The organism is Staphylococcus sp. 231237_7MaSpsaltlick, assembly GCF_043107035.1.
The window spans coordinates 167,332-193,480 of record NZ_JBICNX010000006.1; the positions used below are offsets into that span (position 1 = coordinate 167,332).

The following is a 26,149-nucleotide window of genomic DNA, read 5'->3' on the forward strand; positions in this document are numbered from 1 at the left end:
TTTTTAACTGTGGAACACTTGACCATCATTTACTGCGTCAACAATACCTGCACGTACAACGAAGTCTCCAAAATGTTCTCCCTCAGTTCTTTCTTTTGCATATTGCAATAATATTGGTCTTAAACTTTCTAATATTTCTGCTTCCCCAATATTTTCTTTATACATTTTATTTAATCGATCGCCCGTAAAGCTGGCTCCTAAATACATATTGTATTTACCTGGCGCTTTACCTATAAAGGCTATTTCTGCCAATGCTGGTCTCGCACAACCATTTGGGCAACCTGTCATACGAATTGTAATTTCTTCTTCACTCAAGCCTGCTTCATCCAATAAATCTTCAATTTTAGTAATTAAAGAAGGTAGGTATCTCTCAGACTCTGCCATTGCTAAACCACAAGTTGGGAAAGCAACACATGCCATTGAATTGCGTCGTAAACCTGTGTAATGTTTACCATCAGTTAATCCATACTCATCAATTAAAGCTTCAATTTCTGGTTTTTTCTGTGCGTCTACATTAGCAATTACCAAGTTTTGGTTTGGTGTTAATCTGAAATCACCTGTATGAATTTCAGCGATTTTACGTAACGCTGTTTTCAATTTGTAATCTTCTGTATCTTTAACACGACCATTTTGTATAAATAACGTGAAATGCCACTTGCCACTACCTTCAGTCCAACCATATCTGTCACCATTATGATCGAAGTGGAATTCACGAGGTGATTCTAAACTCCAACCTAAACGGTTATTCAACTCACTAAGTACCCAATCAGCACCGTAACGGTCTACTGTATATTTGAAACGCGCATTTTTACGTTCTTGTCTATTACCATAATCACGTTGAATCGTTAAGATCTTTTCACAAACATCTAAAGCATGTTCTTTAGGGAAATAACCTATTAAACGCCCAAGTTGTGGATATGTTTTGGTATTACCATGTGTCATACCCATACCGCCACCAACTGTGACATTAAATCCAACAAGCTTGCCATCTTCAATAATAGAAATTAAACCAATATCTTGCGAGTATACGTCGATATCGTTTGATGGTGGAACAGCAATACCAATTTTAAATTTACGTGGTAAATATGTTTTACCGTAAAGTGGTTCTTCCTCAACACTTGTGTCCATCACTTTTTCACCATCTAACCAAATCTCATGATAGGCTTGTGTTCTTGGTGATAGATGCGCACTGATATCACTAGCAATTTGGTTAACTTCTGCATGGACATCTGATTGATAAGGGTTCGGGTTGCTCATAACGTTTCGGTTAACATCACCACATGCCGCTAACGTATCTAATAATGATTGGTTTATATCAAACATTGTTTGTTTGAGATTTCTCTTTAAGATACCGTGAAATTGGAATGCTTGGCGTGTTGTCAATTTAATCGTGTGATTTGCATATTCATTTGCAATATCATCCATTGCAATCCACTGCTCTGGTGTTGACGCACCGCCTGGCGCACGAACTCTAATCATGAAACTATAAGCAGGTTCTAATTTTTGTTTACGACGTTCATCTCGAAGATCTCTGTCGTCTTGCATGTAACTACCATGGAATTTTAAAAGTTTAGTATCTTCTTCAGCTATTGCACCTGTAATTCTATCTGCTAAACCTTCCTCAATCGTACCGCGAAGATAGTTACTTTCTGTTTTGATTCGTTCCATTTCATCAAGTTTCTCTGAAAAGTTTAAATTCGAATCAGCCATACTATCATCCCTTTCTCTTAATAAACGTCACGTTGATAACGTTTTTCTTTTTTCATTTCCGTTAGATAAGCTTCAGCTTCCGTTTCTGACATACCGCCTTCTTGCTCTAATACGTAGCGAATAGTTTGATGAACATCCTTCGCCATTTGTTTCTCATCTCCACAAACGTACAATGCAGCGCCATTCATTAACCATTCATAGAAAGTAGCACTATGCTCCGCAATTCTATGTTGAACATAAACTTTCTCATCTGTGTCTCTTGAGAATGCTAAATCTAACTTAGTTAATACATCATCCTTAAGCCATTCTTGCCATTCAGTTTGATATAGGAAGTCCGTTGTAAAATGTTGTTCTCCAAAGAATAACCACGTCTTACTTTCTAACCCTAATTCTTCACGTTCTTGCATGTATGCTCTAAATGGTGCAACACCCGTTCCCGGCCCAATCATAATCACAGGCGTTTCATCTGTTGGGAATTTGAAATTTGGATTCTTCTTCAAATAAATTGGAATCGTATCACCTGGTTGAACTCTTTCTGCGAGTTGTACAGAACAAACGCCTGAACGATCTCGACCATGTGCGTGGTATCTCACTGCGCCAACCGTAATGTGTACTTCATCTGGATTCGCTTTATAACTACTTGCAATAGAGTATTCTCTTGGTGGCAATTTTCTTAATAATTGATGTAGATTCTCAGCTTTAAATGTCTCAGATGGGAAATCAGTAAACAAATCGACTAAATCTCTACCATCTATGTATGTGTGTACCCAATCTGCATCTTGCACCTTTTCTGATAATTGTGTATTACCAATCAGATCAGCTGCTTTTTGTAATAATGGCTTCGTCAATTTAGTAATTTCAAAATGTTCAGTCAATGCTTTACGCAATGGTAGTGTATCGCCATCTTCATTAATTGCAATTTCTTCTGTCTCATCAAATTTCAAGGTATCAATCAATAGTGTTACGATTTCCGGATCATTTTCTGGGATGACTACTAAACAATCACCTGGCTCGTATTCTTCACCATAATTATCAAGCAATAACTCGACATGTCTTACTTCTTTGTTTGAGCCTCTACCATTTAAATTGATATTTTCTAATACTTCTGCGCGATATGGATTTGCTTTTGAATAGCGTTTCTCTTTTGCAGAAGCTACTGTTTCTGTAGAAGTTACCGTCTGCTGTTGAATACCAGAACTACTATTAAGCTTTTCAATATTAGCGTTCATCCATTTTTCAGCTAGATCATCATAGTCTATATCACAGTCTTGACGGTCAATGATACGTTCGCCGCCTAATTCTTCTAAGCGTTTATCGAAATCTTTACCCGTTTGGCAGAAGAATTCATAAGATTCATCACCTAAAGCTAATACAGAGAATCTAACTCCTTCTAATTTCGGTGCCTTTCTACCATGTAAAAACTCATGGAAACTTAACGCATTATCAGGTGGATCTCCTTCACCATGAGTAGATGAAATAACAAATAAATCCTCTACTTTTTTCAAATCTTTAGGTTTAAAATCATCCATCGAACTTAATTTAACTGTATAGTTATGTTCTACTAAACGATCCGCAAAGATTTCACCTAACCCTTGTGCATTTCCAGTCTCAGAACCATATAAAATCGTAATATGTCGATCACTGTTTGCTTGGGGTTCATTGTTTAGGACGTATTCTGCCACTTGTGGCGTTGGTGCCGAACCATTTGCTACAGCTTGTTGATTAGCAGTCAAGTAACCACTTAACCATGTCTGTTGCTCAGGCGTAAGGTTTTGAATGATTTGATTCAGTTGTGTTGCTTGTTCTTCGTTGAATGGACTGTTTGTTACAGATAAATTCACAGCAAGTTCACCTCATATAGTCTATTTTCATTTCTCTTGTTTTAAAATACTTTCATTTTATACACATTTGATTAAGTTACAGGATAACCAACCTTATATTGCGTGCAAAATGCACACAATATAATACTCGATTGATTATATAACTGATTAGTTTACTAAGGTTTAAAAGTAAAAAAATATGTGTATATCGTCGTTAAGGTCGTGTTGTATGCAAACCACATTCAGTCTTAGTTGAATTCGTCCATCTTCCTGCTCTTGAATCACCTGAACCACTGACAGCTGATGTACAAGGAATGCAACCAATACTAGGATAGTTAAAATCATGCAATTCGTTATAATGTAAATCGTATTTCTTGATGTAATCCCATACATCGTCCCAAGTCCAATGAATTAAAGGACATACCTTAACAGATTGGAAGCGTTCATCTTTGTTGATAAAATTCGTGTTCGCTCTTGAAGGTCCCTGTGATCGACGCAAACCTGAAACCCATGCTGTCGCACCTGATAATACTTCTTCTAAAGGTTTAATCTTGCGAATATAACAACACATATTAGGGTCACTCTTCCATAATGCTGGTTTATATTCCGCAGATTGCTCTTCTAATGTTAAATCTGGTTTCTTTAGTTTTATATTGAGTTCTGGATAACGTGCTTTAACTCTGTCTATCAAATCATAAGTTTCTTGGAAATGGAGGTCAGTATCTAAAAAGACAATCTCAGCATCTTTTTTCACGCTATAGATCAAGTCAATTAGAATCATGCCTTCTGCACCAAAACTACATGAATAAATAATAGAGTCACCATACGTTTCATAAGCCCAAGAGATTACTTCACGTGCACCTTTTGTCTCGTCTGTAATATCAACATTGTCAAACGCGTCATCATAAAAGTTATCATAAGTAATTTTTTCTACTGACATTAATGGGTTCATCCCCTTTTTTCTTTAATGTGCTCCGTAAAACTCCGCGCTACATTTTCGTATTTAGAATTATTCGAAAATAATTTATGTTAATCACTTTACTCACTGTCATTTTTTATGTCAAGTCTATTTCACCAGTATAATCAAGCGTTCAATTCAATTGAGAATAACGCTGCAAACCCTTTAAAATCAACGTTTATAAACCGATTTTATAATTATTTTAAAAAGATAATTACAATAATCTGAAATCCCTACAAACCTTGTCAGTATTGACTTTATTAATGATTTTAGTTTTTTGAAAATTTTTATTTTTTATAATGATTCTAATTTGTAAACCAACTCTATTTACATTGATAACACAAAAATACACTTTGGATGTCGGGATATATCGGCAACATTCAAAGTGTATTTATAAATGATAATTTCTTATAGCGCACTCATATTGATTAAGGGGCGCCCAATTTTACATATTTGGAATTAAACGGCAGCGTATATCACATTATTAATCAAGATTGTATTTATCATTTAATTGACGTATTAAGTTTCTAAATTCTTCTTCTGACTTAAATTCAAATGTGATATGTCCCTTTCTATTACGCGTAGAAATGGCTACTTTGGCACCATATTGTTCCTGTAATTGACGTTCTTGTTGTCGAATAAATTTCGGTTTCGTAATTGAGTCACTTTGTGTAGGTTCAGCCATTTGATTATTAGTCGTTAACGTTTGTACATAGGATTCTAATTCACGGACACTCCATGATTCTTTGATTGCTTGGTTGGCAATTTGCTTCATCCTTGTTGGTTCTTTCACGATTAACAACGTTCTACCATGTGCACCCGAAAGCTTTCCTGCTTTAACCATTTGAGCTATTTCATTAGGTAAGTGTAGTAAACGTAGCATATTAGCAATATATGGGCGCGATTTACTCAAACGGGCTGCCACTTGTTGTTGTGTTAATTTCAAATCAGTCATTAATTTCTTATAACTTTCTGCCTCTTCTATTGCATTTAAGTCTTCTCGTTGCAAATTTTCTATTATGGCAAGTTCCATCATATCTTCATCAGTTAAAGATTTAACGATTGCAGGTATATGAGACATCCCCGCTCGTTGAGAAGCACGAAATCGTCTTTCCCCAACTACAATTGTATAACCGGTTATCGCCTTCCTAACTACAATAGGCTGCAAGACGCCATGATTCTTAATCGACCCAGCTAAGTCATCTAGCTTCTCCTCATCAAAGGTCTTTCTCGGCTGATAGGGGTTGGCTTTAATTTCATCAAGCTTTATCTCTTGTATTTCAGCATCCCCTACTAACTGTAATCGTTGATCTTCTACATTCATAATTGCTACACCTCTCCCTCTATAATAACCAGTCTAAAATAAAGTGCCCTATACTTTTTTGATATATGTTCTAGTATAGCATTGCTAATTTATTGCTGAATAGAATCACATTATTTTTAGTTAAATCAAAATTTTCTGATAAGTTGTTGACAAATTGAATTCGAGTGTGTAATCTTAGGTATATCAAATTTACAACAGAAACAAACCAAACACAGTAATAAGGAAAGTAAAACTTACACTGCTGACACAGAGAGTCTTTGATACGCTGAAAGAAGACACAGAAAGAAAGTTCGAAAATGGCCTTTGAGTGTTGTTGCCAATATGAGGTTTCAACGGGATCGCCCGTTACAGCGATACAGTATTAACATTTTGTTGAATGGCGTACTGGATTTATCCACACGTCGTATACGTCGTTAATACTCATTTTAATTTTTATATATTAAGGTGAGTTTTTTAATGCACTATATGATGACACAATTCAGACGTTAGGTTAAATTAACAAGATGGCGTACTGGATAAGGTTACGTTAGTGATAACGTGACAAATTAAGGTGGTACCGCGAGCTAAGCTTTCGTCCTTTACATCCGATTTATTCGGGTTTAAAGGACGGAGGCTTTTTTTATTTCCAACAAGGAGGTTATCGATTATGAAAAATACTGAACTAGCACAAATTGCATTATCTGAAGATCAAACGGGTGCAATCGCCAATCCAATATATTTATCAACGGCATATCAACATCCACATTTAGGGGCGTCTACAGGTTACGATTACACTCGTACCAAGAACCCAACACGCTCTGCCTTTGAAGAAGCTTTTGCAAAATTAGAACGCGGAACAGCTTCCTTCGCAACTTCAAGTGGTATGGCAGCCATTCAACTGGTTTGTAATTTATTTAAATCAGGTGATGAAGTACTCGTCTCATTTGATTTATATGGTGGCACATTTAGACTATTTGATTTTTATGAGAAACAATACGGTATTCGTTTCAAATACGTAGATTTCCTAAATTACGAAGAAGTAAAAGGCCAAATCACTGACAATACTAAAGCCTTATTCATTGAACCAATCTCAAATCCTCAAATGATTAAGATTGACTTAGACCCGTATTACATTTTAGGCAAAGAATATAATCTGTTAACAATTGTAGATAATACATTTTTAACACCTTATCTCTCTACACCTCTCGAAGATGGTGCAGACATCGTATTACATTCAGCCACTAAATATATCGGTGGTCACAATGATGTATTAGCTGGTGTAGTAACAGTTAAAGATGACGCGTTAGCAGAACAATTCGCTGATTTTCACAACATGATTGGCGCTACGCTTGCTCCAATCGATAGCTACTTACTACAGCGCGGATTGAAGACTTTGCACCTCAGAATGGATCGTTCAGAATATAACGCCAAATTACTCGCTGAACGATGTAGTAACTTAGAAGCAATTGACGAAGTTCTCTATAGCGGACAAACAGGTATGCTGAGCTTACGATTAAATAAGAACTTTAAAGCGAATAAATTTTTGGAAAATTTAGAAATTTGTATCTTTGCAGAAAGTCTTGGTGGAACGGAAACCTTTATTACATTCCCTTACACACAAACCCATGTCGATATGCCTGATGAAGAAAAGGATAAACGTGGCATTGATGAGCATCTACTTAGACTATCTATTGGGATTGAAGACTATGACGATATCGAAAGCGATATTATACAAGCATTAGAAAAATCTAAAGAAGGAGTGATTTCATGAGTTTATCAAAAGAAACCGAAGTAATTTTCGACGCACATAGAGGGACTGATTATGATTCTGCTAATCCTCCTTTATATGATTCATCAACTTTTCATCAAAAAGTATTAGGTGGCAATGCTACTTATGACTATGCAAGAAGTGGTAATCCTAACAGAGCATTACTCGAAGAAAAGTTAGCCAAACTTGAAGGTGGAGACTATGCCTTTGCTTATGCTTCAGGTATTGCAGCAATTTCTGCAGTGTTATTAACACTCAGCGCAGGTGATCATGTTATTCTGCCAGACGATGTATACGGTGGCACATTCCGATTAACTGAACAGATATTAACACGTTATAACATTCAATTTACAACAGTTGACACTACAGAGTTAGAAAGTGTTGAAGCAGCGATTCAAGATAATACCAAATTAATTTATATCGAAACACCGTCTAACCCTTTATTCAAAGTTACGGACATCAAGGGTATTGTTCAAATCGCTCAACAACATGAATTATTAGTCGCAGTAGACAATACGTTTATGACACCACTTGGACAATCCCCTCTCTCTTTGGGAGCTGATATTGTGGTACATAGTGCTACTAAATTTTTAGGAGGTCATAGCGACATTATTGCAGGTGTAGCTATCACTAGTAACAAAGAAGTAGCTGATGCGTTATACCTATTACAAAATGGTACAGGAACTGCTCTATCTGCTCAGGATAGTTGGACACTGGCTAAACATTTAAAAACATTGCCTGTACGTTTTAATCAATCCGTATCAAATGCTCAAAAAATATATGACTTTTTAATAGAAAGAACTGAAATCGCAGAAGTCTATTACCCAGGTAATGATTCATTACATTTGGCACAAGCGAGCCATGGTGGCGCAGTACTCGGATTTAGATTAAAAGACGAATCCAAAGCACAAGCATTTGTAGACGCATTAACATTGCCACTCGTTTCAGTTAGTTTAGGCGGTGTCGAAACAATCTTGTCACATCCAGCTACAATGTCACATGCAGCGGTACCACAAGAAGTGCGCGAAGCACGTAATATCACATTTGGCTTGTTTAGATTAAGTGTTGGTTTAGAACAACCAGAAGAATTAATTGCAGATTTAAACTATGCATTTAAGGAGGCTTTCAATGAGTCAATTACTCAAGGCATTACAGAACAATATTCTAGTCGCTGACGGTGCAATCGGAACTATATTTTACTCTGAAGGCCTGGATACTTGCCCAGAAGCGTACAACTTAACATATCCTGAAAAGGTACAACGTATACATCAAAGTTATATTGATGCAGGTGCAGATATCATCCAAACCAATACGTATGGTGCAAACTTTGAAAAGTTAAAGGTCTTTGGGTTAGAGCACAAGGTTAAAGAAATACACCAAGCTGCTGTGCGCATTGCTAAAAATGCAGCAAACGAAGATACATTTATTCTCGGTACTGTAGGTGGATTTAGAGGTATTAAACAAGAGGATTTAGAACTGACCGCAATTCAGTATCACACAGAAATACAAGTAGATACTTTAATAGAAGAAGGTGTCGATGGTTTACTCTTCGAAACCTATTACGATTTAGATGAATTAACTAACATTATTACAGCTACTAAACGTAAATACAATATCCCTATTATCGCTCAACTCACAGCGCTAAATACTAATTATTTACGAGATGGAACTGAAATTAATGAAGCTTTAAAGACATTGATAGCTAGCGGTGCAGATATTGTCGGCTTAAATTGTCATCACGGCCCACATCATATGAAGGAATCATTTTCTCATATAGAATTACCTGATGACGCTTATCTATCATGCTATCCCAATGCTAGCCTATTAGACATAGATAACAGTGAATTTAAGTATAGTGATAATGCAGTATATTTCGGCAAAGTAGCACAACAACTCATCAGTGAAGGTGTTCGTTTAATTGGTGGATGTTGTGGCACAACACCAGAACATATCAAATTTATTAAATCATCTGTAGCTGAACTGTCACCCATTACAGACAAAAATGTAATTCCAATCACTAAAAAAGTAAAAAAACAAAGTAATCAATCGACAATTAAACAAAATCTTACAGATAAAGTCAAAGCACGACCTACTGTTATTGTTGAATTAGATACACCAAAGCATTTAGACACAGATAAATTTTTCAGAAATATCAAAAAACTTGACGAGGCTGATATTGATGCAGTCACACTTGCCGACAATTCACTCGCTACCGTTCGTGTTAGTAATATTGCGGCAGCAAGTATTATCAAGCAACAATATGATATCGAGCCACTCGTTCATATCACATGTCGAGATAGAAACCTTATCGGTTTACAGTCACATTTACTCGGACTATCACTCATTGGCGTTAATGAAATTTTAACGATTACTGGTGATCCATCAAAGATTGGGCACTTGCCAGGTGCGTCCAATGTATATGATGTAAATTCCAAAGGTTTAACTGAAATTGCATTACGCTTTAACCAAGGTATCAATACTGATGGTGATGCGCTGAAGGTCAATACCAACTTCAACATCGCCGGCGCGTTTGATCCGAATGTAAGAAAGTTAGATGGTGCAGTACGACGGTTAGAAAGAAAGTTAGAAAGTGGGATGAATTACTTCATCACCCAACCCGTCTACAGTGCTGAAAAAATCAAAGAAGTATATGAAGCAACTAAACATTTAGACGCTCCGTTTTTTATCGGCATCATGCCTGTAACAAGTTATAAGAATGCCTTGTTTTTACATAATGAGGTGCCAGGTATCAAATTATCTGAAGAAATACTCAGTCAATTTGAAGCCGTAAAAGACGATAAAGAAAAAACAAAAGCTTTAAGCTTGAAACTTTCAAAGGAATTAATCGATACCGTTCATCAATACTTTAATGGTCTATATTTAATCACACCATTCCAAAGCGTCGATTATACACTTGAACTTGCATCATATTCAAAAACGATTACTTCAAATAAACAGGAGGCAATATTATGACAATTCAAACATCAAATTTAGGTTTTCCAAGATTAGGTAGAAAGAGAGAATGGAAAAAAGCGATCGAAGGATACTGGTCAAAGAAAGTAGACTTAGACACATTACACCAACAATTAACTGATTTACACAAAGAAAACTTATTACTACAAAAGAACTATAATTTATCAAGTATTCCAGTTGGTGACTTCTCACTTTACGACCACATTCTTGATACATCTTTATTATTTAACATTATTCCTGAGCGTTTCCAAGGTAGAGATGTTAATGATGATTTATTATTCGATATTGCTCGTGGTAACAAAGAACATGTTGCAAGCGCATTGATTAAATGGTTTAACACAAACTATCACTATATCGTACCTGAATGGGATAATGTAGAGCCAAAATTAAACAATAACGTTTTGTTAGAACGCTTTAAATATGCGCAATCTTTAAATGTTAACGCACACCCAGTTATCGTTGGTCCAATCACTTTTGTTAAATTATCAAAAGGCGGCAACCAAACTTTTGAAGAAAAAGTAAACACATTACTTCCATTATATAAAGAAGTATTGCAATCACTTGCTGATGCAGGTGCTGAATACATCCAAGTTGATGAACCAGCATTAGTTGAAGATGATAGTGCCGATTATGAAGACATCACTGCTGCAGCGTATAAGTATTTTGCTGAAGCAGGACTAGAAGATAAACTAGTCATCCAAACATACTTCGAACGCGTAAATTTAAAATTCTTAAACAGTCTACCGGTTAAAGGTTTAGGTTTAGACTTCGTTCATGATCGTAACTTCAACCTTGAGCAAATTAAAGCTGGCGATTTAGATCGTTCTAAGACACTTTATGCTGGTATCATCGATGGCCGTAATGTTTGGGCAACAGATATCGAAGCAAAGAAAGAATTAATCGAAACATTACAATCGTATACAGATGATCTTGTCATTCAACCGTCATCTTCTTTATTACACGTTCCAGTATCATTAGATGATGAAACATTAGACGATTCAATCGCTGAAGGCTTAAGCTTTGCAACTGAAAAGTTAGACGAACTTGATGCATTACGAAGATTGTTTAATGATAACGATGATGCTAAATATAATGAGTTAAAAGCAAGCTATGAACGTTTCCAAAACCAATCATTCAAAAACCTTGAATATGACTTTGATAGTGTACCAACATCTCGTAAATCAGTATTTGCTGAGCGTAAAAAAGCACAAGATGCACGCTTAAACTTACCAGATTTACCAACAACAACAATTGGTTCATTCCCTCAATCACAAGAAGTACGTAAACAACGCGCAGATTGGAAAAATAACCGTATCACAGACGAAGCATACAGAACATTCTTAGATAATGAGATCGCTCGTTGGATTAAGATTCAAGAAGATATCGGTTTAGATGTGTTAGTACACGGTGAGTTCGAACGTAATGACATGGTAGAATTCTTCGGTGAGAAATTACAAGGTTTCTTAGTTACTAAATTCGGTTGGGTTCAATCATACGGTTCACGTGCTGTTAAGCCACCAATCATCTATGGAGATGTTAAATGGACTGAACCATTAACTGTGAAAGAAACTTTATACGCACAAAGTTTAACAGACAAACCTGTCAAAGGTATGTTAACTGGTCCAGTTACAATCTTAAACTGGTCATTCGAACGTGTAGATTTACCTCGTGAAGAAGTTCAAGACCAAATCGCACTTGCTATCAATGAAGAAGTACTTGCTTTAGAAGAAGCTGGTATCCAAATCATCCAAGTAGATGAGCCGGCATTACGTGAAGGTTTACCATTACGTTCAGAATATCATGCAGACTATTTAGATAAAGCTGTGCGTTCATTCAAACTTTCAACTTCTTCAGTGGCTGATGAAACACAAATTCATACGCATATGTGTTATTCTCAATTTGGACAAATCATTCACGCAATCTATGATTTAGATGCAGATGTAATCTCAATCGAAACTTCACGTAGCCATGGTGATTTAATCCAAGACTTTGAAGACATTACGTATGACTTAGGCATTGGCCTTGGTGTCTACGATATTCACAGTCCACGTATTCCAACTGAAGAAGAAATCACGACTGCGATCGACCGTGCTTTACAAGAAATCGACCGTTCACTATTCTGGGTTAACCCTGACTGTGGTCTAAAAACACGTAAAGAAGACGAAGTTGTCGAAGCATTAACTGTATTAGTTAATTCAGTTGATAAATTACGTAAAACAACAAATTCAGCAACAGTTTAATAAATCTTATTGTAGGTGATTCTTATGAGCTATCCTTTGTGGAAACAGTTAGAACAACTTAAGACATTAACGTGGGTCGACTTGACCCACGCGTTTGATGAAACAATCCCATGTTTCAGTGAATTTGAACGTGCTAAAGTATCTACCTTGTTCAATGTGCAAGACGATGGATTTTACGTACAAAATTGGAACCTCGTTACACAGTATGGTACACATATTGATGCGCCAATACATTTTGTAGAAAATACCAGATACTTACATGAAATTGAACTTACAGAACTCGCACTTCCACTGATTGTGTTAGACTTCTCGGATGAAGTTGCGAAAGATGCTGATTTCATTTTAACGCAAAATCATATCGCACAGTGGGAAGCTGAACATGGCAAAATTGAGCCTGGCACATTCGTTGCTTTACGTAGCGATTGGTCAAAACGTTGGCCAGACATTGAACGTTTCGAAAATAGAGATACTGAAGGAAATCTCCATTTACCCGGTTGGGGGTTGGACGCCTTACAATTCTTATTTGAAGCAAGGCATATCAAAGCGATTGGTCATGAAACCTTTGACACAGATGCCTCAGTAGATGTAGCCAAAAATGGTGATATTGTCGGCGAACGTTACGTCTTATCTCAAGACACCTACCAAATTGAGCTGTTAACAAATTTAGATCAATTACCAACCCGTGGCGCAATCATTTATACGATTAGCCCGAAACCAAATGACGCACCAGGATTTCCTGTTCGTGCATTTGCAATCAAACCTTAAATTAATCAATTAAAACTAAAATCTAGCCATTATAAATGATAGTTATAAAAAATTGAGCCCTTTTTATAACTATTATTCTCCTTTCTATAAATATAAACAATAACCCCAAATCGATTCTATCCCTTGGAATGATTTGGGGTTAACTTGTATCATAAGAATGTAAGATATTATTGACGATATTTACTAAGGTTACAGTTTAGCAACAAACATCAAAGTTTTAGTATTTATTGACAATACAAAATAACAAAAGTTTCTACAAATAATTAATAAAACTATAAAATAATGTTATAATTTTTATAAATTTCATATAAAAATAGTATATATGTGGAATTTTTGTACTTTATACATTTAAGAACGAGGTGACATTTTTGCAACTCAATCAATCAAATACTCCTTTTGATACGAATCAATTGGATCTCATAAATCAGTTACTGCCCATGCTCTCTGCCGAACAAAAGCATTGGTTAAGTGGCTATCTTATCAACACATCCGTAGAGGATTACGCTTCAGAAACTGACACTACGTCTACGGCATCTTCTTCGTCTTCAACTTCTGCCGCACCATCAGTTGAAACAGTAGCTACCGAAGACACTCAAACTGTAACAGAGCCTTTAGATGTTCATATTCTATTTGGTACTGAAACAGGTAATGCCGAAGAGGTATCAGAACAGTTTGAAACAACATTAAAATCTCACAACTTTAATGTACATTTGTGGGATATGGATGACTTTCCAAAGGATAAACTTACAACCGTAGACTATGTATTTATTATTTGTTCGACCCAAGGTGTTGGTGAACCACCAATAAATGCCATTGATTTATATGAGTATTTACACGGTGATACAGCACCACGTTTAGAATCATTAAATTACTCAGTATTAGCATTGGGGGATCAAGATTTCCCTGACTTTTGCCAAGCTGGAAAAGACTTTGATCATATACTCGAACAATTAGGTGCCAACCGTATCGCAGAACGTGTGGATTGCGACTTCGATTTTGAAGAAACATCAGAACAATGGATGGCAGATATGGTCGAACTATTATCTGCTCGTGCACCCGATAAAGCTAAAGAAACAGCTACCGCTGAAGAAGTAGCGCTAGAGACACATGAGGAGGGTTATTCTAAGGACCAACCTTATGAAGCTAAAGTTATTGATAATACTGTATTGACTGCACCAGAGGCAACGAGAGAAGTAAGACATTTATCTTTATCTTTAGCAGGTTATGGCGAATCTTATGAACCAGGCGACAGTTTAGTAATTATTCCTGAAAATGCACCATCATTAGTCAACAAACTGATACATGTCTTAGGATGGGAAGCAGATACGACAGTTCAAATAGGCAAAGACGCTGCAACCATTACTGTCAAAGAAGCATTCACAAAGCATTTTGAAATTTCAAAACTAAGTCCGTCACTCATTAAACAAGCAGCAGACGTATTTAAAAACCCAATGCTGAGAGCAAATGCTCAAAAAGATACTTGGATAACTAACTATATTTATGGTAGAGATTTAATAGATCTGGTCACAGATTTCTCACCTTATAGCATAGAACCTCAAACATTATTTGATATTTTGAGAAAGTTACCGCCAAGAGAGTATTCTATTGCAAGCAGCAATAAAGTAAATGCAGATAGCGTGCATCTTACAGTACGCGTCGTACGTTATGATGCCTATCACCGTGAACGTCTTGGCGTATGCTCAGGACAACTTGCAGAACGTACACCAATTGGGGATAGCTTACCTGTATATTTAAAGAAAAATCCAAACTTTAAATTCTCATATGACAATAACACGGCAACAATTATGATTGGTGCGGGCACTGGTATTGCTCCATATCGTGCTTATTTACAAGAACGCGAATACTTAGGATTAGCTGGCAATCAATGGTTAATCTTTGGAAATCAAAATTATAGTACTGATTACCTCTATCAAACAGATCTAGAACGCTGGTTAAATGATGGCGTATTGAGTAAATTAGATTTAGCATTTTCTAGAGATACAGAAAATAAAATCTACGTACAACATCGAATTGAAGACAATGGTGCTGAATTTTATCGTTGGCTTGAAGATGGCGCAACAATCTATCTTTGTGGTGATAAAGAGGACATGGCTAAAGGCGTACATCAATCACTTGTTAATGTAGTAATGCAACACGGTGGCTATGATGAAACTGCAGCAGAACATTATTTAACAGAACTTATCAAAGCGCAACGTTACCAACGTGATGTATATTAATAAAGATTAAAAAGCAGTGTAAAATATACACTGCTTTTTAATATGACTCATTATTTCCGCTCATATCAAAGATTTAATTACATTATCAAAATTTAGCTACGTTTACCTACATATTCAAATATACCTGCTGCGCCCATACCAACACCGATACACATTGTTACCATACCGTATTGAGTATCTGGACGTTTCTTCATTTCTGATAATAGTCGCCCTACTAACATGGCACCTGTTGCACCTAACGGATGGCCTAAAGCAATCGCCCCGCCATTTACATTTGTCTTCTCAATATCTAATCCAACCTCACGGATAGATGCTAATGTTTGTGAGGCAAAGGCTTCATTGAGTTCCACTAAATCAATATCTCCCACTTCAAGATTCGTTAACTTCAAGACTTCTGGAATTGCATATGCTGGACCTATGCCCATCAATTTAGGATCGACACCTACCGCTTTAAATCCTACGAAGCGTGCAATCGGCTCGACACCTAATTCTTTTACTTTATCACCAGACATCACAACTACGAATCCTGTACCATCTGTCAATGGTGCAGATGAACCTGCCGTCACTGTGCCGTCAGCTTTAAATACGGTTGGCAATTTAGCTAAAGATTCAGCATTTGTGTCTGGTCTAATCAATTCATCTTCTTTTAGCACAGCCTTGGAAACTACTGGACCATTCGCATCATATGTCACCTTATTTACTTCTATCGGAATAATTTCATCATCAAATTTGCCTGCATCTTGCGCTTGTTTGGCACGCTGATGACTTTGTACTGCGTAGGCATCTTGATCTTCACGAGAGACTTTATAAGTTTCGGCTACATTTTCAGCCGTTAATCCCATCGGATGAGATACTCCTGAATCTTGATCTTGTAAAATAGGGTTATTCGTCGGTTCATTACCTCCCATTGGCACTGCACTCATCAATTCGACACCACCTGCAACAATGACATCGGCTTGATCCGCAATAATTTGATTAGCTGCAAGTGCCACTGTTTGCAATCCTGAAGAACAGTATCGATTGACCGTTTGTCCAGGTACCTCTTGTGGTAAGCCGGCTAATAGTGCAATCGTTCTTGCAATATTTTGTCCTTGTAGACCTTCTGGGAACGAGTTACCTACGATAACATCTTCCACCATCCCTGGCTCAAACTTACCTCCAACACGTTCTAATACACCTTTCAATACCTTTGCTGCTACTTCATCAGGTCTTTCGTGTGCCATCGCACCGCCTAACTTTGCTTTACCTGCTGCCGAACGTCCATACGCTACAATATATGCATCTCGCATTTAAGATCATCCTTTCTGTTATCTATAAAATGACTTCTAAATTAATTACGTAACGGTTTCCCTTTTTTCAACATATGTGAAATTCTGTCATACGTTTTTTGATTCTTGAGTAATGTTAAAAAGCGTTCTTTTTCCAATTTTTGTAGATAACGTTGATTGATATATGTGTTTCTTGGAACATCTCCACCAGCTAAAACCTCTGCCACTTTAAGCGTAATCTCATAATCATAATCACTGATAAAATGACCCAAACGCTGTGCATCTAACTGTCCTTCTGCCAATGCTTTAAAGTCTCTGCCAAGTGCAATATATTGTCCTTTTGTCTTAGGTACATAATTTGTTTCCGCTTCATATTGTGCTCTTTTCAAAGCAATTTCAACACGCTTTTCAGTGTTAAATATGACTGTATCTGTTTCTCTTAAATAACCATAGCGAATCGCTTCATATGCATTTGTCGATACTTTAGCTAAGCCAATATTCATTAACACTTTGGTAATAGCTTGTTGTTTGTCATCATGTTTATGGTTTCCACGTAAGATTCTATCTGACAATTCTGCAAGTCCACCACCTGCCGGCAATAAACCTACACCTGTCTCAACCAAACCGATATATGATTCGCTAGAAGCTACTACTATTGGTGAATGTAGCACTAATTCACAACCACCGCCTAGTGCTCTACCTTGAACAGCTGTAACAACAGGTTTCAAAGCATATTTCAATCTACTGAAACTATAGTGTAAATTATCGACACCTTCGCCTATATCTCGATCGACTGTGCCTTCTTCATGGGCTTTCATCATTAATTTCAAGTTAGCACCTACACTAAAGTTATTGCCATCTGCATAAATTACCATGCTTGAATAGTCTTCATTTTCAAGTAAATCTATCGCTGCAGCTAAATCTTTAACGAAATCATCAGACACTACATTTTTGACACTTTGTAATTTTAATAATAATTGATTACCATGAACTACGGATAATTTAGAATCAGAGTGGTCCCATATATCCTTATCTATATACTCTGTTACCGAAGTTGTACGTTGAATTGTCTCTCCTTCTTCATAAAATGGCTCATTACGTTGCTCTACCCAATCAGGTAATTTACCCAATTCTTGTTTCATTCTAGATTTCACACGTTCAAAGCCAATCATATCCCATAATTGGAATGGACCTTGCTTCCAGTTAAATCCCCAGACAATCGCACGGTCAACATCTTTATAATCGGCTGCAGCTTTCGGCACATTTAATGCAGAATAGTAGAAGTTATTTCTTAATGTTTCCCATAAAAACACACCTGCATCGTCCTGTGCATTAAAGATAATATCTAAATTGTGCGCTAAATCTTTACCAAACTCATTTAAGATAGGTTGTTGTGGTGGCGTAGGCTCAACATACGTACCACTTTCATAGTCGTACACTAAGCGTCGTTTGCCTTCCTTTTTATAAAAGCCTTGTTTCGTCTTATTACCAAGTGCACCATTTTCATATAATTTATCAGCAATTTTTGTATCATGGAAATACGGTTGTTCTTCTGGCACTTTTTGCAAGCCACCGATGACTGCTTTAGCAATATCTAGACCTACTAAGTCTGACAAACCGTATGTCCCCATCTTAGGACGACCAATACTCTTGCCTGTCAACGCATCGACTTCAGTAATTGATAAACCACTAGATTCTGCTCTATACATAATATCGTTCATTGTTTGTGTACCCACACGGTTGGCAACAAATCCAGGCACATCATTTGCGACCACGACACCCTTACCTAATACATCCTCTGCAAATTCTTGTACTCGATCAATATATTCTTGTGCAGTATTTGCGTTCGGAATAATTTCTACCAATTTCATAATGCGTGGTGGATTGAAGAAATGCATACCAAAGAATCTTTGCTTATCTTCTTGATCAAAAGCTTGTGCAATAGCTTCAATTGGAATACCTGAAGTATTTGTAGCAAACAATGCATCCGATTGTGCTACTGATTTCACTTTATCCCATATTTGATGTTTGATTTCTAATTCTTCTTTTACCGCTTCAATATAAATATCCGCATCTTCATCTTCCGTTAAATCATCATTGAAATTTCCATATGATAGATTAGATGCAAAATCCAAGTCAAACAACAATGGACGTTTTGGATTGGTAATTGTTTCATATGCTTTTTTAGAAATTTTATTTGGTTCTTGTTCATCAATCACGATATCTAGTATCTTTACTTTCAGACCTGCATTTACAAGTAATGCAGCGATTTGACTTCCCATCGTGCCTGCACCTAATACGACTGCTTTTCTTATCGTCATACTAAACCCTCCAAATATATTAATTTTGCATTTTCGTGACCATACACTTACTTATATAAAAGCTGAATCTCCAGTAATCGCACGACCTATAACAAGTGCATTGACTTCATGTGTACCTTCATATGTGTATATCGCTTCTGCATCAGCAAAGAAACGTGCAATATCATACTCACCTGCTAAGATACCATTACCACCATGAACACCTCTGCCCATAGCAACTGTTTCTCGTAATCTCAATGAATTCATCATCTTAGCAGTAGAAGTCGCTACTTCATCATATTCACCATTTGCTTGCATACGTGCAAGTTGGGCGCATGTCGCCATTGCTTGTGCAAGATTACCTTGCATCATTGCTAACTTCTCTTGAATCAATTGAAACTTGCTAATTTCTTTACCAAACTGTTTACGTTTTGTCACATAATCTGTCGTTGCCTTTAATGCACCAGCCATTGCTCCCGTCGCCATATATGCTACACCAGCACGCGTTGAATATAATACTTTCGCAATATCTTTAAATCCGTTGATGTTCTGTAATCTATTCTCCTCTTTAACTACAACATTTTTAAAGCGTATTCGCGCATTGGGAACGATGCGAAGCGCAATTTTATGCTCGAGTATTTCTATTTCCACACCATCTTGCGCTGGTTCTATAATAAATCCTTTAGGTTTCCCTGTATCAACATCTACAGCATAGACTGGCATCACATCAGCAACATTCGCACCACCGATCCATTTCTTCTCACCATTGATAATCCATTCATCACCTTGGCGTTTAGCGGTCGTTTCGAGTCCACCAGCAACGTCTGAACCATGTTCAGGTTCAGTGAGTGCAAAGCAAGTTCGCAATTCATGTGATTGTAATTTAGGTAAGTAATATGCTTGTTGTTCTTTACTGCCACCAAACCAAAATGAATTATGCCCTAAACCTTGATGCACGCCGAGTAATGTCGCTAATGACACATCAAATCTAGCGATTGTATATGACATAAAGAATTGGAATAACTGACTTGGTGTGTGAGCACCCTCACGTCCTTCAAACAATAGCGGATTGTTAAAGTAATTTAATTTCCCTAATGCTTCAAAGTAGCCCTCAGGCTCGGTTGCATTTAACCAATGCTCATTTACTGAATCACGATACTTTTCTTCTAACATGTCATTGAGTTGCTTTAATAATTTAACTTCTCCTTCTGTTAAATCTTTCGCCACACTTAATATATCTTCTGGATATAACGCTTTAATTACTTCTTCTTTTGTAGTCATAATTAGGACCCCCATCCTTATTATTTAAATGATGATAACGCTTACATAATTGCACAAAATTTTTTATTTAATATTGTTAGTATGATGTAATGGTTAAATCTCGTCTGCATGTGCTTTGCCATCTTGTGCTTTTTGATTCATTAGCTTTTGTAATTCTAACTTATCTGGTTTAGAAGTTGAATTCAGTGGCATGTGTGTTACTTTTAAATACATACGTGGTACTTTATAGCCAGCTAACTTTTCACGCATGTGCTCATCTAATTTCTGTTCAAAGTCTGGATCATTCTCTGTTAATACAACTGCTGCTGCCACAGATTCCCCATATTTTGGACTATCAAAGCTTAACACAACACCTTGTGCTACTAATGGGTGCGTCGTGAGAACCGCTTCTACTTCTGAAGGTAGAACATTTTCTCCACCTGTTATAATCATTTCTTTACGACGGTCTACTATAAAAACATCGCCATCCTCATCTACTCTAGCTAAATCCCCTGTTAAAAAATACCCATCAACAAATGCTTTTTCAGTCTCCTCGGGTTTATTCCAATAACCTGGCGTTACATTTTTACCTCTTACTGCCAATTCTCCAATTTCACCTGCTAATACATCCTCATGATTATCATCTAAGACACGGATATCAACAAACATAATTGGTTTACCTATACTACCAGGTTTATTTATGCTATTTTCAGGTGTATTAACCATTACTAATGGGGCCTCTGTTAGACCATAACCATTAATAATATGATGACCCATTCCCGTGAATTTTTGTTGAACTCCGGCAAGAGGTGCGGATCCACCCTGTACTAAGAACTCAACCTCTTTAAAGTTGTCTATGTTAAAGTTTTTCGAAACGAGCATAGCATAATACATAGTCGGTATTAAAATTAAATAATTCGGCTTATGTTCAGTCATCAAATCATTTAAATCTTCACCATTAAAGTAACGTTGCAGTACTGCCGTTCCCCCTGCCATCAACAATGGCAATATCAAATCATTGAAACCTAATACATGGAACATTGGCGTGGCGATAATCGTTTTATATGTCGCATTAATCTTATAAGTTAGAACTGTGTTAATCAGATTATTGACCAGTGAATCATATGAGAACATCACACCTTTTGGCAATCCAGTCGTACCACTTGTATACATCAATATAGCTAATTTATCACCATCAATAGCTACTGACTCAAATGGTTTATGATTCGTTGGATCGACAATCTCATCATATTCAGCAGAGTCAACATCCATATATAACAAATCATCAGCCATACCTTGTAATGTTGATAAATGCTTTGCTGCATAAAATATGTGTTTCACATTAGAATCTGAAATGACACTTTCTATTTCCTTTGGCTTAAGTCTCCAATTTATCGGTAAATATACAGCGCCTAATTTTGTTGTAGCAAATAACAAGTCGAGCAATGAAACATCATTTGGTGCGAAAATACCGACGACATCCCCTTGTTTGACCCCTGCTTCTTGTAAATGTGTCGCTAAATTTTCTGCTCGTTTATTCAAATCTTGATAAGACCACGATGTGCCTTTAAACGGATCGATCACTGCTGGTTTGACTTCATCATATGCTGCTCTCGTTTTAATCCAGTCGTAATTCATATTCTTCTCCCCCTTTAAATACGATCTTCCGACCTAATGACTTGATCTAAACCTCCCCATTTGTCATGATAAATCGCCGGATTAGTCACCTTTATATCCTCTGCAACCATTGGTTTGAAATCCATATGTGCCAGAATATCTTTCTCGATGTCTAGACCTGGTGCGATTTCAATTAATTTCAAGCCGTTATTCATGAGTTCAAATACACCCCGTTCAGTGACAAAGTAAACTTCCTGACCAAGTTCCTGTGCATATTGTGCATTAAAGTCTACACTGCCCACATGTTGCACAAATTTATGCGTGTGTCCTTGTTTATTTATATCAATCTGGCCATCCTTGAAATCAAGTTGACCCCCGGCAACCATTGTTCCTGAAAAAACAATGCGCTTTACCGTCTGACTAATATCAATAAAGCCACCACAACCATTCATTTTGTCACCAAATTTTGAAACATTGACATTACCTACCGCATCAACCTCTGCAAAACTTAAATAAGCAACATCTACTCCACCGTTATAAATAAAATCCCAAGTTTGATCATGCCTCATTTGCGCACTAACATTGTAATTCATTCCAAAGTTTTGTCCGCTACTAATCATGCCTCCAAACACACCTGTATCAATATTCAATTGCACAAGATGATTCGCATTCTCTTCAATTAATACATTCGACAAGTCATTATTGATGCCAAAGCCTATACTCACTACATCTTCTGCCTTTAAAAATTGAGCAGCTCGACGCAATATTACTTTGCGAATGCTTAATGGTAAGAAAGGTTCTCGAATTTCTGGAATACGATATTCACCAGCAAGTGCAGGATCATAATAATGCTGCATTACTTGTCTATGGTATTTTGGATTTTCATTTACAACGATATAATCAACTAATTTTCCAGGAATAAAGACATCTCGCGGATTAAATTTTCCATTCTCAATAACCGCTTTAACTTGCACGATGACTTTACCACCATTATTATGTGCCTTTAGTGCTACACTATAACCCTCACCAAGATGGGCTTCATGCGTCATATAAATATTCCCATCTTGATCTGCATAAGTTCCTCTTAACAGAGCAATATCAATATTTGGAAAATTATATTTCAAATATTGTCGATGATCAACTTCTACTAGGCTCACCAAATCTTTTGTAGTTCGTTGATTCACTTTACCTCCTCGATATCTAGGATCAACATTCGTATGCAAACCAATTCGTGTTAAATAGTCAGGTGAAGCAGCTGTATGATTACGATAATGTGTCGTCAGTACACCTTGAGGTATATAGTATGCCTCAATTTCATTGTCCTTCATCGCACGAATTGTTTCTGGTGATGCTGTTATAATGCTCGTAATCAACCTTTTTATCATATTTCTTGTTACAAATGAATCTAAATCAACACCATCCCCCCGATAGTCGCTGATATCATTGGCTAACATAAACGTTAAATTCTTAGGTGCCTGCAACTCATCATAGTGATCAACCAATGCCTTTAGTAAGGCTACCGGCAAGTTAGCTGATGACAAAGCAGCTATAGCAATTGTATGATCGTCCTTTATAATGTCTGTTACTTCAGATAATGGAATAATCTTCATACCAATAATCTCCTATCATTCATTAAATGCAACACAACAATTCGACGCTAAGTTTAACCATCATCCCCCTTTAAATATGTAAGCCCTTTCATGTAATATACCATTAATTTTGAGAAATATGCAAAAATTTAAAATTTTATAACTATTATAGGATGATACACTTATGAAACGATACGTAACTTTGCGTGTAAATAGAAACCACAAGAGGCAAGGTTATTTACTTATTCATAATATAAATTTGGATTTTGCTATTTTTGTGGTTGTTAAAAGATATCAGACAGAATATACCTGATTCAAAACAATATTAATTTTATTGGCTACCTTGAAAATTATAATCAGCATAATTCAACCTATCGAAATAATTATTGATTGTTAGTACATTGAAAGTTTATACAGATTGAAAATTTGTACAATAAATTGTACAATTATAGTAATTATAATTTAACCACTATAAGGAGGCATTTTATATGACTGTTAAATCTTATTCATATGTACGTGAACATTTTAAAGATATGATTAATAAAGTTAATGATGATAGTGACACAATAACTATTACTACAAAAGATCGTAATGCAGTTCTGATGTCAGAAGATAATTATAATGAAATCATGGAAACTCTATACTTACAACAAAATCCTGCTAATGCGAAACATCTATCAGAATCCATTGAAAACTTGGAACGTGGAAATGTAAAAACTAAGGACATTTTGATATAAATGACTAAATTGAACATTACCTTTTCGCCACAAGCATTTGATGATTATGAATTTTTTCAAAACAAGGATAGAAAGATGGTTAAAAGAATTAATCAATTATTACAAAGTATCTCTAGAGATGGTGCTTTAGAGGGTATAGGCAAACCAGAAAAGCTAGTTGGCAATTTTTCTGGGTATTATAGTAGACGAATTAATCAAGAACATAGACTAGTATATACGGTAAATGACAGTGCTATATTAGTGGCATCTTGTAGATATCACTACAAATAAAGATTCTCATATATAAAGTTCTAGGACAAACATCAGAAGCCTGTAGATGCGTTATTGTATATTGAATGATTTATGCTCAAATACAAATAAGACACATTTAACTCGAGAATCTCAAGGTATTTAATGTAAAACCTTAATACCTGGACTGTATTTTAGCGAGACTCCTGAGGGAACAGGGCAAGCTGAAGCTGTCACCTTTTTTTGGTTTTAGACTTCTTGGTCTTATCTATTGGGTCTTTCCAAAATAAAAATACTGACTCTAATATACTCGCGATTGCTTTTAATATTGGTTCCATAAATTTATCCTCGCTCCTTTTCGTAATACTCTTTTTTTAAATCATTTAATTCTCTTTCTAAATGATCAACTTTTTTAATGTATGAAATAAGGTATCGGATTCCATATATAATTAAAATCACCACAAACGCTATACTAATGTTGATTAATGTAACGAATGTTGTACTTAAAGAAAATGCTCCTAAAATCAAACCATTCATAATTTCACCCCTAACAATTGTTATATTAAATAATACTTATTCATGTTTGAGTTTACTTTTCGTCACTTCGTTTGTATCTCTTAAATATTTTAGCTATATAGTCAATGATATAGTGGGCAATCACTAGAAGTGGTATAGATACTAACATACAAATAAACACATTATGCTTTTCGTAAAAACCACTTAACGATAACGACACAGAAATAATGAAGTACGAACATACGACTATAATATCTCTCAATTTACAACCTCCTTTTAAATTATTTCAACCCTACTTTTTTATATGTATAAACCATAATAATGACAACAAGACTAACTACACTTAGAATTATTGAAAATTCACTTGTCTCAACTGGCTTAAAATAACCGGTTGTAATCAAACGCTCTGACGACAAATAGATCAATATATAGGCAATAATGCCACCTAGTAATCTAGTGAGTGATAGTATGGCTAATTTTGTATACGTTCCTGCATACATAAACGCTATTGCTACAAGTAATAAGAAAGGTATATAACCCCACATTGTACTCGTATAGTAGTCTGTTACGATTGCTAAATATTCTATAGGTAATACCGCTAAAATATACATATACTCTTTTAATTTACTTTTCATTTTTTCTTTCTTTTCTTTTCTTTTTAGGTGCTAATTTATCAATTAAAGGTCTAATAAAAATACTTAAAATTAAGAATGGTAAGACAATCAAATAACTACCATTTGATTCAAAATTGTTATTAATAAAAAACACAATGACTAAAACCCATATGATATACCATAGTATAAATAAAGCTATCCTCAATTTATTAATTTGCATATATACTCCTTGGAATTATATTTAAA

General features: G+C 36.0%; 21 protein-coding genes. 8 read left to right on the plus strand and 13 right to left on the minus strand.

The window, feature by feature from the left end:
- Positions 1 to 3: 3 nt before the first annotated feature.
- The 4 genes from ACF91D_RS13585 to ACF91D_RS13600 form a co-directional block, all read right to left on the minus strand.
- Positions 4 to 1,710, minus strand: a complete 1,707-nt coding sequence (locus ACF91D_RS13585; RefSeq protein ID WP_042737669.1) for an NADPH-dependent assimilatory sulfite reductase hemoprotein subunit — start codon at positions 1,708 to 1,710, stop codon at positions 4 to 6.
- 17 nt (positions 1,711 to 1,727) lie between these two features.
- Complete coding sequence (locus tag ACF91D_RS13590) at positions 1,728 to 3,551, minus strand: assimilatory sulfite reductase (NADPH) flavoprotein subunit (protein ID WP_042737670.1); 1,824 nt, start codon at positions 3,549 to 3,551, stop codon at positions 1,728 to 1,730.
- A 193-nt stretch (positions 3,552 to 3,744) separates the two neighbouring features.
- Positions 3,745 to 4,470, minus strand: coding sequence for a phosphoadenylyl-sulfate reductase (locus ACF91D_RS13595; protein WP_107511883.1), 726 nt, complete (start codon positions 4,468 to 4,470; stop codon positions 3,745 to 3,747).
- Between the two features lie 502 nt (positions 4,471 to 4,972).
- A complete protein-coding gene (locus ACF91D_RS13600) occupies positions 4,973 to 5,812 on the minus strand; it encodes a ParB/RepB/Spo0J family partition protein (RefSeq protein WP_107526532.1) in 840 nt (279 codons plus the stop codon).
- A 646-nt stretch (positions 5,813 to 6,458) separates the two neighbouring features.
- Between ACF91D_RS13600 and ACF91D_RS13605 the strand changes: the two genes are divergently transcribed.
- The 6 genes from ACF91D_RS13605 to ACF91D_RS13630 all read left to right on the plus strand — a co-directional run bounded on the left by ACF91D_RS13605 (position 6,459) and on the right by ACF91D_RS13630 (position 15,774).
- Positions 6,459 to 7,562: a PLP-dependent transferase gene (locus ACF91D_RS13605; protein ID WP_107589752.1), complete on the plus strand. Its 1,104-nt coding sequence runs from the start codon at positions 6,459 to 6,461 to the stop codon at positions 7,560 to 7,562.
- On the plus strand, positions 7,559 to 8,734 hold the full coding sequence (gene metC, locus ACF91D_RS13610) for a cystathionine beta-lyase MetC (protein WP_107589753.1): 1,176 nt from the start codon (positions 7,559 to 7,561) through the stop codon (positions 8,732 to 8,734). Before ACF91D_RS13605 ends, metC begins: the two co-directional genes overlap by 4 nt.
- A complete protein-coding gene (locus ACF91D_RS13615; RefSeq protein ID WP_042737675.1) occupies positions 8,688 to 10,532 on the plus strand; it encodes a bifunctional homocysteine S-methyltransferase/methylenetetrahydrofolate reductase in 1,845 nt (614 codons plus the stop codon). The genes metC and ACF91D_RS13615 overlap by 47 nt, the downstream gene beginning before the upstream one ends.
- On the plus strand, positions 10,526 to 12,772 hold the full coding sequence (metE, locus tag ACF91D_RS13620; protein ID WP_107589754.1) for a 5-methyltetrahydropteroyltriglutamate--homocysteine S-methyltransferase: 2,247 nt from the start codon (positions 10,526 to 10,528) through the stop codon (positions 12,770 to 12,772). Before ACF91D_RS13615 ends, metE begins: the two co-directional genes overlap by 7 nt.
- Positions 12,773 to 12,796: 24 nt before the next feature.
- Entirely contained in the window at positions 12,797 to 13,537 is a 741-nt protein-coding gene (locus ACF91D_RS13625) for a cyclase family protein (RefSeq protein WP_042737677.1), read from the plus strand.
- 359 nt (positions 13,538 to 13,896) lie between these two features.
- Complete coding sequence (locus ACF91D_RS13630) at positions 13,897 to 15,774, plus strand: diflavin oxidoreductase (protein WP_241959797.1); 1,878 nt, start codon at positions 13,897 to 13,899, stop codon at positions 15,772 to 15,774.
- A gap of 92 nt (positions 15,775 to 15,866) precedes the next feature.
- Here the strand turns inward: ACF91D_RS13630 and ACF91D_RS13635 are convergent, their stop codons facing one another.
- The 5 genes from ACF91D_RS13635 to fadX all read right to left on the minus strand — a co-directional run bounded on the left by ACF91D_RS13635 (position 15,867) and on the right by fadX (position 23,829).
- A complete protein-coding gene (locus tag ACF91D_RS13635) occupies positions 15,867 to 17,063 on the minus strand; it encodes a thiolase family protein (RefSeq protein WP_107589756.1) in 1,197 nt (398 codons plus the stop codon).
- 41 nt (positions 17,064 to 17,104) lie between these two features.
- Positions 17,105 to 19,363, minus strand: a complete 2,259-nt coding sequence (fadB, locus tag ACF91D_RS13640; protein ID WP_107589757.1) for a 3-hydroxyacyl-CoA dehydrogenase/crotonase FadB — start codon at positions 19,361 to 19,363, stop codon at positions 17,105 to 17,107.
- Positions 19,364 to 19,414: 51 nt separating this feature from the next.
- Complete coding sequence (gene fadE, locus ACF91D_RS13645; protein ID WP_107526540.1) at positions 19,415 to 20,623, minus strand: acyl-CoA dehydrogenase FadE; 1,209 nt, start codon at positions 20,621 to 20,623, stop codon at positions 19,415 to 19,417.
- 93 nt (positions 20,624 to 20,716) lie between these two features.
- Entirely contained in the window at positions 20,717 to 22,240 is a 1,524-nt protein-coding gene (gene fadD / locus ACF91D_RS13650; protein WP_107526541.1) for a long-chain-fatty-acid--CoA ligase FadD, read from the minus strand.
- Between the two features lie 14 nt (positions 22,241 to 22,254).
- Positions 22,255 to 23,829 (minus strand): fatty acid degradation protein FadX, encoded by a 1,575-nt coding sequence (gene fadX / locus ACF91D_RS13655; RefSeq protein ID WP_107589758.1) that lies wholly within the window; start codon positions 23,827 to 23,829, stop codon positions 22,255 to 22,257.
- Positions 23,830 to 24,296: 467 nt separating this feature from the next.
- Between fadX and ACF91D_RS13660 the strand changes: the two genes are divergently transcribed.
- Positions 24,297 to 24,545: a type II toxin-antitoxin system Phd/YefM family antitoxin gene (locus tag ACF91D_RS13660; protein WP_042737684.1), complete on the plus strand. Its 249-nt coding sequence runs from the start codon at positions 24,297 to 24,299 to the stop codon at positions 24,543 to 24,545.
- Positions 24,546 to 24,815 carry a Txe/YoeB family addiction module toxin gene (locus tag ACF91D_RS13665; RefSeq protein ID WP_107589759.1) on the plus strand — a complete coding sequence of 90 codons (270 nt, stop codon included), beginning with the start codon at positions 24,546 to 24,548 and terminating at the stop codon, positions 24,813 to 24,815. It abuts the gene before it with no gap.
- A 300-nt stretch (positions 24,816 to 25,115) separates the two neighbouring features.
- Here the strand turns inward: ACF91D_RS13665 and ACF91D_RS13670 are convergent, their stop codons facing one another.
- From ACF91D_RS13670 to ACF91D_RS13685, 4 genes are read right to left on the minus strand one after another with little or no spacing between them, the layout of a single operon-like run.
- Positions 25,116 to 25,310 carry a hypothetical protein gene (locus tag ACF91D_RS13670; RefSeq protein ID WP_107589760.1) on the minus strand — a complete coding sequence of 65 codons (195 nt, stop codon included), beginning with the start codon at positions 25,308 to 25,310 and terminating at the stop codon, positions 25,116 to 25,118.
- Between the two features lie 52 nt (positions 25,311 to 25,362).
- Positions 25,363 to 25,551 (minus strand): hypothetical protein, encoded by a 189-nt coding sequence (locus ACF91D_RS13675; protein WP_142400634.1) that lies wholly within the window; start codon positions 25,549 to 25,551, stop codon positions 25,363 to 25,365.
- A 19-nt stretch (positions 25,552 to 25,570) separates the two neighbouring features.
- Positions 25,571 to 25,924: a hypothetical protein gene (locus ACF91D_RS13680; protein ID WP_107589761.1), complete on the minus strand. Its 354-nt coding sequence runs from the start codon at positions 25,922 to 25,924 to the stop codon at positions 25,571 to 25,573.
- On the minus strand, positions 25,914 to 26,123 hold the full coding sequence (locus ACF91D_RS13685; RefSeq protein WP_107589762.1) for a hypothetical protein: 210 nt from the start codon (positions 26,121 to 26,123) through the stop codon (positions 25,914 to 25,916). Before ACF91D_RS13685 ends, ACF91D_RS13680 begins: the two co-directional genes overlap by 11 nt.
- Positions 26,124 to 26,149: the final 26 nt, after the last annotated feature.

Excerpts from the sequence above, each read along its gene's own strand:
- ACF91D_RS13585 (WP_042737669.1), bottom strand. The coding sequence starts at position 1,710 with ATGGCTGATTCGAATTTAAACTTTTCAGAGAAACTTGATGAAATGGAA.
- ACF91D_RS13595 (WP_107511883.1), bottom strand. The coding sequence starts at position 4,470 with ATGTCAGTAGAAAAAATTACTTATGATAACTTTTATGATGACGCGTTT.
- ACF91D_RS13600 (WP_107526532.1), bottom strand. The coding sequence starts at position 5,812 with ATGAATGTAGAAGATCAACGATTACAGTTAGTAGGGGATGCTGAAATA.
- ACF91D_RS13605 (WP_107589752.1), top strand. The coding sequence starts at position 6,459 with ATGAAAAATACTGAACTAGCACAAATTGCATTATCTGAAGATCAAACG.
- metC (WP_107589753.1), top strand. The coding sequence starts at position 7,559 with ATGAGTTTATCAAAAGAAACCGAAGTAATTTTCGACGCACATAGAGGG.
- ACF91D_RS13615 (WP_042737675.1), top strand. The coding sequence starts at position 8,688 with ATGAGTCAATTACTCAAGGCATTACAGAACAATATTCTAGTCGCTGAC.
- ACF91D_RS13625 (WP_042737677.1), top strand. The coding sequence starts at position 12,797 with ATGAGCTATCCTTTGTGGAAACAGTTAGAACAACTTAAGACATTAACG.
- ACF91D_RS13635 (WP_107589756.1), bottom strand. The coding sequence starts at position 17,063 with ATGCGAGATGCATATATTGTAGCGTATGGACGTTCGGCAGCAGGTAAA.
- fadB (WP_107589757.1), bottom strand. The coding sequence starts at position 19,363 with ATGACGATAAGAAAAGCAGTCGTATTAGGTGCAGGCACGATGGGAAGT.
- fadE (WP_107526540.1), bottom strand. The coding sequence starts at position 20,623 with ATGACTACAAAAGAAGAAGTAATTAAAGCGTTATATCCAGAAGATATA.
- fadD (WP_107526541.1), bottom strand. The coding sequence starts at position 22,240 with ATGAATTACGACTGGATTAAAACGAGAGCAGCATATGATGAAGTCAAA.
- fadX (WP_107589758.1), bottom strand. The coding sequence starts at position 23,829 with ATGAAGATTATTCCATTATCTGAAGTAACAGACATTATAAAGGACGAT.
- ACF91D_RS13660 (WP_042737684.1), top strand. The coding sequence starts at position 24,297 with ATGACTGTTAAATCTTATTCATATGTACGTGAACATTTTAAAGATATG.
- ACF91D_RS13665 (WP_107589759.1), top strand. The coding sequence starts at position 24,546 with ATGACTAAATTGAACATTACCTTTTCGCCACAAGCATTTGATGATTAT.
- ACF91D_RS13670 (WP_107589760.1), bottom strand. The coding sequence starts at position 25,310 with ATGAATGGTTTGATTTTAGGAGCATTTTCTTTAAGTACAACATTCGTT.
- ACF91D_RS13680 (WP_107589761.1), bottom strand. The coding sequence starts at position 25,924 with ATGAAAAGTAAATTAAAAGAGTATATGTATATTTTAGCGGTATTACCT.
- ACF91D_RS13685 (WP_107589762.1), bottom strand. The coding sequence starts at position 26,123 with ATGCAAATTAATAAATTGAGGATAGCTTTATTTATACTATGGTATATC.